This window comes from Rahnella sp. ATs2, from assembly GCF_051851855.1.
GTDB lineage: Bacteria > Pseudomonadota > Gammaproteobacteria > Enterobacterales > Enterobacteriaceae > Rahnella > Rahnella variigena.
On record NZ_JBLYPL010000019.1, the window covers coordinates 1 to 13694 of the forward strand.

General features: G+C 49.2%; 13 protein-coding genes. 5 read left to right on the forward strand and 8 right to left on the reverse strand.

The genetic code is table 11. From position 1 onward, the window contains the following. Positions 1 to 31 precede the first annotated feature (31 nt). Positions 32 to 1429 carry an MFS transporter gene (locus tag ACJY2G_RS19120; RefSeq protein ID WP_430319830.1) on the reverse strand — a complete coding sequence of 466 codons (1398 nt, stop codon included), beginning with the start codon at positions 1427 to 1429 and terminating at the stop codon, positions 32 to 34. Between the two features lie 239 nt (positions 1430 to 1668). On the opposite strand from ACJY2G_RS19120, the gene kdgR reads away from it, so the two are divergent. Then, entirely contained in the window at positions 1669 to 2460 is a 792-nt protein-coding gene (gene kdgR, locus ACJY2G_RS19125; RefSeq protein WP_112287986.1) for a DNA-binding transcriptional regulator KdgR, read from the forward strand. A 72-nt stretch (positions 2461 to 2532) separates the two neighbouring features. On the opposite strand, the gene ACJY2G_RS19130 is transcribed toward kdgR, so the two are convergent. The 5 genes from ACJY2G_RS19130 to hxpB all read right to left on the reverse strand — a co-directional run bounded on the left by ACJY2G_RS19130 (position 2533) and on the right by hxpB (position 7458). Beyond that, positions 2533 to 3924, reverse strand: a complete 1392-nt coding sequence (locus ACJY2G_RS19130) for an L-cystine transporter (RefSeq protein WP_112287985.1) — start codon at positions 3922 to 3924, stop codon at positions 2533 to 2535. Between the two features lie 188 nt (positions 3925 to 4112). Next, the gene (locus ACJY2G_RS19135) at positions 4113 to 4670 is read right to left on the reverse strand and encodes a metal-dependent hydrolase (RefSeq protein ID WP_426785293.1); all 558 of its coding nucleotides are present in this window, start codon (positions 4668 to 4670) and stop codon (positions 4113 to 4115) included. 152 nt (positions 4671 to 4822) lie between these two features. Further along, positions 4823 to 5584 (reverse strand): 2-dehydro-3-deoxy-D-gluconate 5-dehydrogenase KduD, encoded by a 762-nt coding sequence (kduD, locus tag ACJY2G_RS19140; protein ID WP_426785294.1) that lies wholly within the window; start codon positions 5582 to 5584, stop codon positions 4823 to 4825. 76 nt (positions 5585 to 5660) lie between these two features. Continuing rightward, positions 5661 to 6497 (reverse strand): 5-dehydro-4-deoxy-D-glucuronate isomerase, encoded by an 837-nt coding sequence (kduI, locus tag ACJY2G_RS19145; protein WP_112287982.1) that lies wholly within the window; start codon positions 6495 to 6497, stop codon positions 5661 to 5663. A gap of 295 nt (positions 6498 to 6792) precedes the next feature. After that, a complete protein-coding gene (gene hxpB, locus ACJY2G_RS19150) occupies positions 6793 to 7458 on the reverse strand; it encodes a hexitol phosphatase HxpB (protein WP_430319829.1) in 666 nt (221 codons plus the stop codon). Positions 7459 to 7649: 191 nt separating this feature from the next. On the opposite strand from hxpB, the gene ACJY2G_RS19155 reads away from it, so the two are divergent. Continuing rightward, entirely contained in the window at positions 7650 to 8201 is a 552-nt protein-coding gene (locus ACJY2G_RS19155; protein ID WP_112287980.1) for a YniB family protein, read from the forward strand. 125 nt (positions 8202 to 8326) lie between these two features. Here the strand turns inward: ACJY2G_RS19155 and ACJY2G_RS19160 are convergent, their stop codons facing one another. Then, the gene (locus tag ACJY2G_RS19160; RefSeq protein ID WP_439291998.1) at positions 8327 to 9196 is read right to left on the reverse strand and encodes a fructosamine kinase family protein; all 870 of its coding nucleotides are present in this window, start codon (positions 9194 to 9196) and stop codon (positions 8327 to 8329) included. Between the two features lie 322 nt (positions 9197 to 9518). Between ACJY2G_RS19160 and ACJY2G_RS19165 the strand changes: the two genes are divergently transcribed. Beyond that, positions 9519 to 10154 carry a transglycosylase SLT domain-containing protein gene (locus ACJY2G_RS19165; protein WP_112287978.1) on the forward strand — a complete coding sequence of 212 codons (636 nt, stop codon included), beginning with the start codon at positions 9519 to 9521 and terminating at the stop codon, positions 10152 to 10154. A 23-nt stretch (positions 10155 to 10177) separates the two neighbouring features. Here ACJY2G_RS19165 and ACJY2G_RS19170 read toward each other — a convergent pair whose 3' ends face one another. Beyond that, positions 10178 to 10858 carry a MarC family NAAT transporter gene (locus tag ACJY2G_RS19170; protein ID WP_120161764.1) on the reverse strand — a complete coding sequence of 227 codons (681 nt, stop codon included), beginning with the start codon at positions 10856 to 10858 and terminating at the stop codon, positions 10178 to 10180. A gap of 289 nt (positions 10859 to 11147) precedes the next feature. Here ACJY2G_RS19170 and thrS point away from each other — a divergent pair, with 289 nt between their 5' ends. Continuing rightward, positions 11148 to 13076: a threonine--tRNA ligase gene (thrS, locus tag ACJY2G_RS19175; RefSeq protein ID WP_120161765.1), complete on the forward strand. Its 1929-nt coding sequence runs from the start codon at positions 11148 to 11150 to the stop codon at positions 13074 to 13076. A 3-nt stretch (positions 13077 to 13079) separates the two neighbouring features. Continuing rightward, positions 13080 to 13631 (forward strand): translation initiation factor IF-3, encoded by a 552-nt coding sequence (gene infC, locus ACJY2G_RS19180; protein WP_013576136.1) that lies wholly within the window; start codon positions 13080 to 13082, stop codon positions 13629 to 13631. Positions 13632 to 13694: the final 63 nt, after the last annotated feature.

A 13694-nucleotide genomic window follows, 5' to 3' on the forward strand; every position in this document is an offset into this window, starting at 1 on the left:
CATTATAGCCGGGCTTTTTCATGCCTGAATTTTACAGCTTGGCGTTTTCTGCTTCACGCTGACTGCTGGTTTTTTGCGTCATTCGCAGCAGACTGACCAGAGCGCCGGTGCCTGCGAGAGTTCCGGCGAGGATCAAAGAAGCGTGCGTACCGTGCAGAGGGAACAGGTTAAACATCAGTGCGACCATTGCCGCGCCGGTAGTTTGTCCCAGAAGGCGCGCTGTACCCAACAGGCCACTGGCTCCGCCGCTGCGATTGCGCGGTGCTGAGCTGATAATTGTGTGGTTATTGGGTGACTGAAATAACCCGAAACCGGCTCCGCAGAGTAACATGCGCCAGATAATGTTCAGATGCGAAGGCTCGGGTGGCAGTAATGAAAGTGAAAATAGCCCGAATGAAAAGACCACCAGACCAATTCCGCCCAGCATTCCCGGATGGAAACGCTCCACCAGACGGCCTGCAATCGGCGCCATCACCATCGTCGCCAGCGGCCACGGCGTCAGCAGAAGGCCGGTTTCAACTGAATTCAGACCCAGTGTGTTTTGCAGGAAGAAGGGCAGGGAAACAAATGCCAGCATCTGTGCGCTGAAAGAGCACAGGGATGTCCCGAGCGACATACTGAAAATCGGAATACGCAGCAAATCAACCGGCAGCAGCGGGAAGGGTCTCGTCAGCTGACGGCGAACAAAGAACCAGCCAATGACCAGAAGGGCAATGACTTCGCCGAGGATCAGCATATGATTCATTCCTTGCGCAAACCCGCTGATGGCGCTGATCAGTAAACCAAAGGTCAGAGCGTTCATCACGCTGCTGGTAATATCAAAACGCTGCCCCTGACTGCGTGTGGAGTTCGCCGGCAGAAACTTCAGACCCAGTATCAGAGCAACAATACCGATCGGCACGTTGATGGCAAACAGCCATTGCCAGGACGCGACAGAAAGGATGCCCGCAGCGATGGTCGGTCCGGCAGCAGCAGAAACGGCCACAATCAGCGCATTGATGCCCACGCCGCGCCCTAAGAATCGCTGAGGATAAATAATCCGGATAAGCGCGGTGTTCACACTCATGATCGCGGCGGCGCCAAAACCTTGTAAAACGCGGGCGACCGTCAGTGTCAGCAGAGAATCTGAGAGGGCGCAAAAAAGTGAGGTGATACTAAACACCAACAGCCCGGTCTGATAAATGCGGCGATAGCCGAAAATATCGCCAAGCGATGCCAGAGAAAGCAGCGAAATGGTAATCGCCAGCTGGTAGGCATTCACCACCCAGATTGACGTCGCCGGACTGGCATGGAAATCATTGGCAATTGTCGGGAGCGCGACGTTTGCGATCGCCCCGTCCAGCACAGAAACGGTGATCCCCAGCGCAATCGCCAGGATCGCGCCGTATCGTTGTGGAAGAGGTAAGCCATCAGTGGGTGTTGGAGTCATGAGTTCTGTCAGTGCGTAGTCATCAGTAAGGGGAATATTACTACGCTAATCAACTTAAAGTGACTATTGTCACATGATGAAATGAATTATTTATCTCTTCGCCGGGAATGAAACTGGCTTAACAGTTCTTACATTCTCAATCAATGGGTTGATTGCTTCTGTACAAGGCTTACCACTATAATAAAAACCACGTTCTATTTTTTTTGAAACAAAACCAACGCGAGCAGGTAACTCACCCTATGGCTATCGCAGATCTTGATAAGCAACCCGATTCCGTCTCATCTGTCCTGAAAGTTTTTGGTATTTTACAGGCGCTGGGCGAAGAACGTGAGATTGGTATTACTGAACTTTCTCAACGCGTTATGATGTCTAAAAGCACGGTATACCGTTTCCTTCAGACCATGAAGTCACTCGGCTATGTTGCACAGGAAGGTGAGTCAGAGAAATATTCACTGACTCTGAAATTGTTTGAACTGGGTGCTAAGGCACTGCAAAACGTCGATCTTATCCGCAGCGCTGATATTCAGATGCGCGAATTGTCCCGCCTGACCCGTGAAACTATTCACCTTGGCGCACTGGATGAAGACGGCATCGTCTACATCCATAAAATTGATTCCATGTACAACCTGCGTATGCATTCACGCATTGGTCGCCGCAATCCCCTGCATACCACGGCGATTGGTAAAGTGCTGCTGGCATGGGGCGACAAAGCGGAAGTCAGTACGTTGTTGCAGGAAATTGAATTCACCCGCAGTACCGAAAATACCATCATGAATGCAGCCGATTTGCAGGCTGCATTGGTGCAGGTGCGTGAGCAAGGTTATGGCGAAGATAATGAAGAACAGGAACAAGGTCTGCGTTGTATCGCTGTTCCTGTTTTTGACCGCTTTGGCGTTGTGATTGCCGGGTTAAGCATTTCCTTCCCGACTATCCGTTTCTCTGAAGAAAGCAAAAGCCACTACGTCGAAATGCTGCATACTGCCGCGCGTAATATCTCTGAGCAGATTGGATTCCACGACTATCCGTTCTGAGTAAATGCGGAAATGTAGGCATAAAAAAACCGAAGCCAATGGCTTCGGTTTTTTGTTTTCAGCAATCTGAACTTAGCGGTGTGCCAGTTCTGCTGTTTCTTCTGAATTCATCACTTCTTTGTCGGTCTGTTTCAGTAACTGGCTGGTAATCGTACCGGCAGTCATTGATCCGCTGACGTTAAGCGCAGTACGCCCCATATCAATCAATGGCTCGACAGAGATAAGCAGTGCCACCAGCGTGACCGGCAGACCCATAGCAGGTAATACGATCAGCGCAGCAAAGGTCGCGCCGCCACCGACACCCGCCACACCGGCAGAGCTCAGTGTCACGATACCAACCAGCGTCGCAATCCATACTGGATCAAACGGGTTAATACCGACGGTTGGTGCAACCATCACGGCCAGCATTGTCGGGTACAGACCTGCGCATCCGTTCTGGCCGATAGTGGCACCAAAGGAAGCGGCAAAGCTTGCGATAGATTCCGGAATACCCAGACGACGCGTTTGCGCTTCAACACTCAGCGGAATGGTTGCCGCACTGGAACGACTGGTGAACGCGAAGGTCAGCACCGGCCAGACTTTACGGAAGAATTTCGCAGGATTCACGCCAGTGAAAGAAAGCAGTACGGCATGAACCACAAACATAATCCCCAGACCCAGATAAGACGCGACCACGAAGCTGCCGAGTTTAATGATGTCCTGAATGTTGGAACCGGCAACCACTTTGGTCATCAGCGCCAGAACACCGTACGGAGTCAGTTTCATGACCAGACGTACCAGTTTCATCACCCATGCCTGCAGGGTATCGATGAAGACCAGAACACGAGGGCCTTTTTCTGCGTCATCTTTTACCAGCTGCAAGGCGGCAACACCCACGAAAGCAGCAAAGATAACGACGCTGATGATTGACGTCGGACTTGCGCCAGTCAGGTCAGCAAACGGGTTCTTAGGAATAAAGGAAAGGATTAACTGAGGCACGCTCAGGTCAGCCACTTTGCCTACATAGTTTGACTGAATCGCAGTCAGACGCGCGGTTTCCTGCGTACCTTGTACCAGACCCTCAGCGGTCAGACCAAACAGGCCGGTAACAAAGATACCCACCAGCGAGGCAATCAGCGTGGTGAAAAGCAGGGTACCGATGGTCAGGAAACTGATTTTGCCCAGCGAAGACGCGTTATGCAGTTTTGCTACCGCACTCAGAATCGAAACGAAGACCAGCGGCATGACAATCATTTGCAGCAACTGGACGTAGCCGTTACCAACAATGTTGAACCAGGTAATAGAGGTTTTCAGTACCGGATCGTCGGAACCGTAGATCAGCTGTAAAGCCAGACCAAATACAACACCCATGGCCAGACCGAGTAATACTTTTTTTGCCAGACTCCATTGCTTGTGGCGGGTTTGCGCCAGCAGCAACAGGAGAACAACGAAAACCACTACGTTAAGAACGAGCGGAAGATTCATACCGAACTCCAGACTTATAGTTATGATATTTAAAACGGGTGTCCCCGACAGGGTTTGCACCATCCCAAAGCAATGGTGAGAAGAATATCAGTTTGGACACCTGAACATTTATATCCAAAAAGAATGCTTTATAACTTTTTGGGTTAATTCGTATCAAATATCGCCAAATTGCGCGTATTTCATGCCGGTCAGATGAACAATTTCAGGATGTGATTAAAAATATCAGGATTGATTGCACCAATGATGGGCGTCCAGTCGGGCCAGAACAGCGTTAACCCGACCAGCATCAGACACAACGTCCGTTCCAGTTGATTGCCTTTTTGACTGTTGATGATCGGCAGACGAAAGCGCCAGCGACAGGGCCAGAGCAGGGGAACGCCAGCTGGCGTCAGCATATCCGCAAGAATGTGGCTCAGATAACCAATGATCATGGCGTGGAAAGCGTCTACCGGAATGACCCAGTCGTACGGAAAATGCGTGCGCAAAAGGAAGATACCGCCCGCCACAGCCAGTAGACTGTGGGTAAAACCGCGGTGACCGAACGCCCGGGCGATTGGATGGGAAAGCCACTTCAGACGCTGACCCAGCACGGATTTCGGATGGTCGATGTCGGGCAATAAACAGGTAAGCAGGGACCCTGGAATAATATGCCACCAGTCGCCGTGCGCCAGCTCTGGAGAGAGCTGCGCCTTTTTGGCAAATACCGCACAGGCGATTGAGAAAATGAGATGGCCTTCCGCCGTCATGACGCGTCCGAACTGGATAACTGTTATTTTATCCAGTATAAGTGAAACTGTCACAATCTTGGAAGAGACACCCTGTAACTAATTGTCAACGGACTGATTAAAAAGAAAAAGGCGTATAAAAATACGCCATTTGATTGTCACGTTCTGAGCAGTTATCTCGCCAGCCAGCCGCCATCTACCGCAATCGTGTAACCGTTGACGTAATCGGAGGCTTTTGAGGCAAGAAACACTACCGGCCCCATGACATCTTCCGGTAAACCCCAGCGTCCGGCCGGGATCCTGTCGAGAATTTCTTTGCTGCGATCGCCATCTGCGCGAAGTTGCTCGGTGTTGTTGGTGGACATGTAACCCGGCGCGATCGCATTGACATTAACCTTATGCTTTGCCCATTCGTTAGCCATCAGCCGGGTAATCCCCATGACTGCGCTTTTAGATGCGGTATAGGAAGGAACGCGGATCCCGCCCTGATACGACAACATAGAGGCAATATTAATGATTTTGCCGCCATTGCCTTGTTTAATGAACTGCTTCGCTACTGCCTGAGACATAAAGAACAGCGTCTTACTGTTCACATTCATTACGTCGTCCCAGTTTTTTTCGCTGAACTCAATAGCATCTTCGCGGCGGATAATCCCAGCGTTATTCACCAGGATGTCGATATGGCCGAATTCAGAGACGGCTTTTTCGATAAGCTTCGGGATTTCTATAATACTGCTAAGGTCGGCGCGTAAATCGAGAAAGCGGCGGCCGGTGGCGATAATCTTTTGTTCTGTCTCATCTGGCGCGGACTGGTTGATACCCACAATATCGCAACCCGCCTGAGCGAGACCCAACGCCATGCCCTGGCCAAGTCCGGTGTTACAACCGGTCACGATGGCGACTTTGCCGTTTAATTCAAATGAATCGAGGATCATATTCAGAGTCTCTTTTGCAACGGCATGTTCGCCATAAAAATTGAGTGGCTCCGCCTGCGGTGACAGAGCCCGAAAGTTAGCGCAGTTCGCTGACTTTGACGTGATCCATATCGTCGAATACCTGATTTTCTCCCACCATACCCCAGATGAAGGTGTAATTTTTGGTCCCTACGCCCGCATGAATCGACCAGCTTGGGGAAATTACCGCCTGCTCGTTATGCACTAATAAATGACGGGTTTCCTGCGGCTGCCCCATCATGTGGAATACCGCCGTTTCCGCTTCCATGTTGAAGTAGAAATAGACTTCCATGCGGCGCTCGTGGGTGTGGCAAGGCATGGTATTCCACAGGCTACCTTCTTCAAGCTTGGTCAGTCCCATGGTCAGCTGGCAGGTTTCCAGTACGTCCGGCACGATAAATTTATTGATAGTGCGGCGGTTGCTGGTCGCTGCGTCGCCGATAGTTTGTGGTGAGGCCTCCGCCAGCGTGATCTTTTTGTTTGGAAAAGTGGTATGTGCAGGGGCGCTGTTATAGTAAAACTTGGCAGGTGTAGTCGCATTAACGCTACTGAATTCAACAAGTTTTGCTCCCTTGCCGACATACAGCGCTTCTTCATGACCAATTTCATAGGTCGTGCCATCAACCACAATAAGGCCAGGCCCGCCAATGTTGATCACGCCCAGTTCGCGACGTTCGAGGAAATAGCTCACGCCAAGTTGTTTGCCGACTTCATCGCCCACGGATACCGTTTTTTCAGCAGGCATGACGCCGCCGACAATGATGCGGTCAATATGGCTGTAGGTCATGGTGTAGGCATTTTTTTCAAAGATTTTCTCGATGAGAAATTCGCGGCGTAATTCAGCGGTATCAAGCGTTTTTGCATGGTCGCTGTGAATGCTTTGACGAACTTGCATGTCGGTGCCTCTCGTTGGATATCGGTTAAGGAGGACTTACCGGGCGAGTCTGACCGTTGCGTGGCAGTGACAGCGTACAGAAGCAGGAGAGCTCCCGGCTCGTCCTTGTTGCAGAAAGAATAGGTTCATTGGTATGCGAATTCAATAAAAATGAAATATCGTTTTATTTATTTTATGAGTCAGTTCAAGGTTTGCGAAATTAAACGCAGATTTGACAATTGTGGCAGAGGGCGTAAGTAAAGAAGAAAGCTAAACAGGAAGGATGCGCAGCAGCATGAGCGACTGCGCATAAATTTTAACTGATGTGTGCCACACGTAATTCTTCAAGCGAAGAGAGTTTGACATCCGCCAGCGCCCAGCGAGGATCCGCGCTGTATTCATGGTCTGGCACAACAATCGAACGCATACGCGCGGCTTTGGTAGCGATCATGCCATTAAAGGAGTCTTCCAGCGTGACGCAGTTCAGCGGGTCGATCGCTAACTCACCGGCAGCCAGCAGGTAAACTTCGGGATGGGGTTTGCTGTAAGGCAGTTTCTCGGCAGATACGCGAACCTGGAAATAGGATTGCAGATTGAACATTTCCAGCACGGTATCAAGCATGAATAAAGGTGACGCTGAGGCCAGGCCAATTTTCAGCCCCTGATCACGGCACAATTCCAGCGCGTGATTAACGCCAGGTAACAATGGCCGGGTTTGTTCTACCAGTTCAATGGTATGGGCAATGACCATCGAAGCGACTTCCTCCTGACCCGGTCCCTGCCACGGCAAAACCTGATACCACATTCTGACAACCTGATCGATACGCAACCCAAGCGTGTCGGGCAGCAAATGTCGCTGAGAAATATCGACGCCAAGGCTGCTGAAAACGTCCAGTTCTGCCTGAACCCACAACCGTTCAGAATCAATTAACAGACCATCCATATCGAAAATTGCTGCATTAACAGGGCGGACATAAGCCATGAAAGCGGACTCCCTAACAGTGAATAGATCCTCACTTTAGCATTGGCTTTCGCGCGGACGAAATCCGTTATACGGACAAATGGCATTGTTGCTGGCACTGAAGAGGTGCTAACTGATTAAAACATTGGGCGGAAAAACCTTTCTGTGGGTAAACTTAGCTATTGCTTAAGGTATCCTAACAAGGGGAATTCATGACGTACCAACAGGCCGGACGTGTGGCAGTGATTAAACGGATTGCAGGATGGATTATTTTTATCCCTGCGCTGCTTTCGACGCTGATCTCATTGCTAACCTTTATCAATGAGCATACTAAAACTGAGCAGGGCATCAACGCCGTTATGCTGGACTTTGTCCACGTGATGGTTGATATGATTAAGTTTAACACTTCATTTTTGAACGTTTTTTGGTACAACTCGCCGGTGCCGTCACTTGGACAGGGCGTGACAAGTGCGAATATCATGTTCTTCATCATCTACTGGCTTATCTTTGTGGGGCTGGCACTTCAGGCATCCGGCGCAAGAATGTCCCGTCAGGTGAAACATGTTCGTGAGGGGATCCAGGATCAGCTTATCCTTGAGCAGGCGAAGGGCGCAGAAGGGCGGACTCGTCCTCAGATTGAAGAACGCATTGTGATACCCCGGCACACCATTTTGGTGCAGTATTTTCCGTTGTATATTTTGCCGATCATTATTGCAGTTATCGGATATTTCATTTTGAAATTATTAGGGTTAATTGCCGGATAGCTCATACAACATATTCATAACATTCCGTTGTTGAGTGATAGGTTTATGACGATGTAAGATATTTAAATAAGGCCTGAATATTCACGTATTCCGGCCTTATTTTTTTACGCTAAAAGAGCACTGCGTTAATTGATGTCATCGTGTAGCAATCTCTCTACCGCACGTTGAGCCACCACCAGATGTTGACCGCCGAATAAATTACTGCGGTTAAGTAAATAATATAACTGGTAGAGAGGCTGCCTTGAAATGAAGCCGTCCGGTAAAGGCGTTTTACTCTGATAGCCATCATATAACTGAGGTGGAACATTGGGATACAACGGCAACATGGCCAGATCACATTCTCTGTCGCCCCAGTAACAAGCTGGGTCGAAAATAACGGGACCATTATCAGATAACCCGCAGTTATGCGGCCATAAATCGCCATGTAATAGAGACGGCTGCGGCTGATGATTCTGTAAACGCGCATGTACTAATGCGGTGATATCTTCAATATTACCGAATGTCATGCATTTCTCTGCCGCCAGTTGTAACTGCCAGCCAATCCGCTGCTCAGCAAAAAACGTGGCCCAACGCCGTTGCCAGCTATTAGGTTGCGGGAGTGTCGCGAGTTCATTATCGAAATCAAGACCAAATTGCAGCTGTTCACTCCATTGGTGCAAAGCGGCAAGTTGTTGCCCTAAAACATACGCATTATGCGCATCCAGCGGTTTTTGCGGAATGTATTCAAGCAGAAGAAAGCTGTAATCACGGTCACTGCCCACTCCGTAAACTTCCGGCACCCGGACGGTCTGACTACGCGCAAGCAGGGCGAGTTGATCGGCTTCTGCGGCAAAAATAGGCAACATCTCGCGCGCATTGCATTTCACGAATACATCCCTGTCGCCATAGCTCAGCCGCCAGGCCGGATGGATTTCACCCCCCGGAAGTTCAACACGTTCGCGGATTTCAGCACTGCCAAGGTGTTCACTCAACAAACGATTGACGGCTTGCCACATGGTATTACCCCTTCTGACTGGCCCGATAATTCATTAAGTTAGCGTTTTCTCTGTTTCAAAAACCCGATCCGGCGCACGGCTGAATCAGATGATGACGTTAATTTATGCAATTTACGATGTTGACGGACTGAGAGCGTAATCAATGAATCTGTTATTTTCAGAATATGTGACATAAAAGAGGTTTTATATGCGGAATTGTCTTATCGACATGTTCCTAACCCCCTTGTTTAACAAAACAATAATAATAATAGACTAAAAATATATTCAGGTGTGGAAAGAAGATGTATATGCTACATCTCGTCCCAGTCGCGAGAGAGATAACGTGAAACCAAACATTCTTTATTTGATGGCCGCGCTATTACTGGCGGGTTGCGCTAAAGAAACACCGGTTCAAACTACGCGTTTTTTGAATCCATCACCGCTACCTCAGCGCGATGCTTCATTAATGCACCCGGGGCCTTATGGTGATGTTATTCACCAGGCGGCAAATACTTACGGCGTCGACGAAACACTTGTTAAAGCTATCATTCAGGTCGAATCTGGATATAACCCAACCGTTGTCAGCAAATCGAATGCGATTGGGTTAATGCAGCTAAAGGCCTCAACGGCAGGACGCGATGCCTACCGGATGAAAGGACGTTACGGTCAGCCTACGCCACGTGATTTGAAAGATCCGGCGGTGAACATTGATCTGGGAACGGCGTATCTGAGTATCCTGCAGCAACAGCTGTCGGGCATTAACAACCCTGAAACCCGTCGTTATGCGACCACATTAGCCTATGTGAACGGGGCAGGGGCATTGCTAAGAACGTTTGCGAAAGATAAAACCTACGCCATTGCGAAGATTAATCTGATGACGCCTGCTGAATTTTCCCAGCATGTGCAGAAAAACCATCCGGCACCTCAGGCGCCGCGTTATTTGTGGAAGGTGAACAACGCTTATCTTGCCATGCGATAAGCGTTGATGTTACCGCCAGCAGTTCAGGCTGCTGGCGGTAATGTTTTGATGATTTCAAGGATCCCGTTAATCACAAACTGAACCCCCATACACACCAGTAAGAATCCCATCAGACGTGAAATCGCTTCAATCCCGCTCTTGCCGACCAGGCGCATAATCGCACCTGAACTGCGCAGCGTTAACCATAAAATCAGTCCGACTAAAAAGAAAATAATCACCGGTGCAACGGTAATAACCCAGTGCGGGAAATCAGAATCCCGTACGGTAGACGCGCTGCTGATGATCATCGCAATCGTACCCGGGCCCGCCGTGCTTGGCATCGCCAGCGGAACGAAGGCGATATTTGGCGATTCCTGTTTCCTCATTTCCTCGGTTTTATTCTCAATTAATACTCTTTCTTCCACATGGGGTTGTGGGAAAAGCATTCTGAAACCGATAAAAGTGACGATCAGACCCCCTGCAATTCTTAGACCGGGAATTGAAATCCCAAACGTGTTCATAACCAGCTGGCCTGCGTAATACGCCACCATCATGATGATGAAGACATATACAGAGGCCATTAGCGATTGCTGGTTTCTTTCCTGCGTGGTCATTTTCCCTGAAAGGCCGAGCAACAGCGCCACGGTAGTCAGGGGATTTGCCAGCGGAAGGAGTACCACCAGGCCCAAACCTATTGCTTCAAATAACAGCCTGACTTCAGACATATGCTTCCCTTATCTCATGTTTCTCTGAATAGCTTATCTTGCAGGAGGGGATTACACGAAAAATATCCACATTAAGCAACACAGGTTGCTGGAAATTCGCACTTTACGGGTGTTAAACTCGTTGCCTGTTTTCACGTCGCATCCCGATACATTTACGTGATGTATTTCAGGGTGTCTATATTTGGCAAAGTAAAGCTGGATAGCGTGGATAACTACATGAAATTACACTCAAATATTTTTCTAGATGTGCTCTGTCGTGTGGGGCACCACTGTAGATTAAGGAATTAACATGCCTGTCATTACTCTTCCTGATGGAAGCCAGCGCGTTTTTGATCGTCCCGTTTCTCCTCTTGATGTTGCGCTTGATATCGGTCCGGGTCTGGCGAAAGCCTGTATCGCGGGTCGCGTTAACGGCGAACTGGTTGATGCAACTGATTTGATTGAAACCGATGCACAACTGGCGATCATCACCGCTAAAGACGAAGCCGGTCTTGAAATTTTGCGCCACTCTTGTGCGCACCTTTTGGGTCATGCCATCAAGCAATTGTGGCCAGACACTAAAATGGCTATCGGTCCGGTTATCGATAATGGCTTCTACTACGACGTCGATTTAGATCGCACGTTGACTCAGGAAGACATCGAACTGCTTGAAAAGCGCATGCACGAACTGGCTGAAAAGAATTACGACGTTATTAAAAAGAAAGTCAGCTGGCAGGAAGCGCGCGATACCTTTGCAAGCCGTGGCGAAGAATACAAAGTGGCCATTCTGGATGAAAACATCAGTCATGATGATCGTCCGGGCTTGTACCACCATGAAGAATACGTCGATATGTGCCGTGGTCCGCACGTACCGAACATGCGTTTCTGCCATCATTTCAAACTGCAGAAAACATCCGGTGCCTACTGGCGTGGTAACAGCGACAACAAGATGCTGCAACGTATCTACGGCACCGCATGGGCAGATAAAAAGCAACTCAATGCCTATATTCAGCGTCTGGAAGAAGCCGGTAAACGAGACCACCGTAAAATTGGTAAGCAACTCGACCTGTATCACATGCAGGAAGAAGCGCCAGGTATGGTGTTCTGGCACAACGATGGCTGGACTATTTTCCGTGAGCTGGAAGCCTTCGTGCGCATGAAACTGAAGTCATACGACTATCAGGAAGTGAAAGGTCCGTTCATGATGGACCGCGTGCTGTGGGAAAAAACAGGTCACTGGGAAAACTACAAAGAAGCAATGTTCACTACTTCTTCTGAAAACCGTGAATACTGCATCAAACCTATGAACTGCCCGGGTCATGTTCAGATCTTTAACCAGGGTCTGAAATCCTACCGCGATCTGCCGCTGCGTATGGCGGAGTTCGGCAGCTGCCATCGTAATGAGCCGTCAGGTGCATTGCATGGTCTGATGCGCGTTCGTGGCTTCACTCAGGACGATGCCCACATCTTCTGTACTGAAGAGCAGGTGCGTGATGAAGTGAACAGCTGTATCCGTATGGTTTACGACATGTACAGCACTTTTGGCTTCGAAAAGATTGTGGTGAAATTGTCCACTCGTCCTGAGAAGCGCATTGGTACTGACGAAATGTGGACTCGTGCTGAGGATGATCTGGCAGCCGCGCTGACTGAAAACGACATTCCGTTCGAATATCAGCCTGGTGAAGGGGCGTTCTACGGTCCGAAAATTGAATTTACCTTGCACGATTGTTTGGATCGTGCGTGGCAGTGTGGTACCGTGCAGCTCGACTTTTCATTACCTGGTCGCTTGAACGCCTCTTATATTGGCGAAAGCAACGACCGTCAGGTCCCGGTAATGATTCACCGTGCTATCCTGGGTTCAATGGAGCGTTTCATCGGTATTCTGACTGAAGAATACGCTGGCTTCTTCCCAACATGGATAGCTCCGGTCCAGGTAGTGATCATGAATATCACTGATTCACAAGCTACCTATGTCGAAGAATTAACTAAAAAACTGCAAGATGCAGGCATTCGCGTTAAAGCCGACTTGAGAAATGAGAAGATTGGCTTTAAAATTCGCGAACACACGCTACGCCGTGTTCCTTACATGTTAGTTTGTGGCGATAAAGAGGTCGAAGCAGGCAAAGTTGCTGTTCGTACCCGCCGCGGCAAAGACTTAGGAAGCATGGATGTTAGCGAAGTCGTTGACAAACTGCTGGCGGAAATCCGCAGCAGAAGTCTTCATCAACTGGAGGAATAAAGTATTAAAGGCGGAAAACGAGTTCAACCGGCGCGTCCTAATCGCATTAACAAAGAGATTCGCGCGCAAGAAGTTCGCCTCACAGGCGTCGATGGCGAGCAGATTGGTATTGTCAGTCTGAATGAAGCTCTTGAAAAAGCTGAGGAAGCGGGCGTCGATTTAGTAGAAATCAGTCCGAATGCCGAGCCGCCAGTTTGTCGAATCATGGATTACGGCAAATTCCTCTACGAGAAGAGCAAGTCGACTAAAGAGCAGAAAAAGAAACAAAAAGTTATTCAGGTTAAGGAAATCAAATTCCGACCTGGTACCGATGATGGCGACTATCAGGTCAAACTACGCAACCTGATTCGCTTTCTGGAAGATGGCGATAAAGCCAAAATCACCCTGCGTTTCCGTGGGCGTGAAATGGCGCACCAACAGATCGGTATGGAAGTGCTTAACCGCGTCCGTAAAGACCTGTGTGAAGATTCTGAACTGGCCGTTGTCGAATCCTTCCCTACGAAGATCGAAGGTCGTCAGATGATCATGGTGCTCGCACCTAAGAAGAAACAGTAATGCTTCCAAGTAATCCTGCTGCGCGGTGTTCGCACCGCGCATGCTGGATTCGCCTTTCTGATT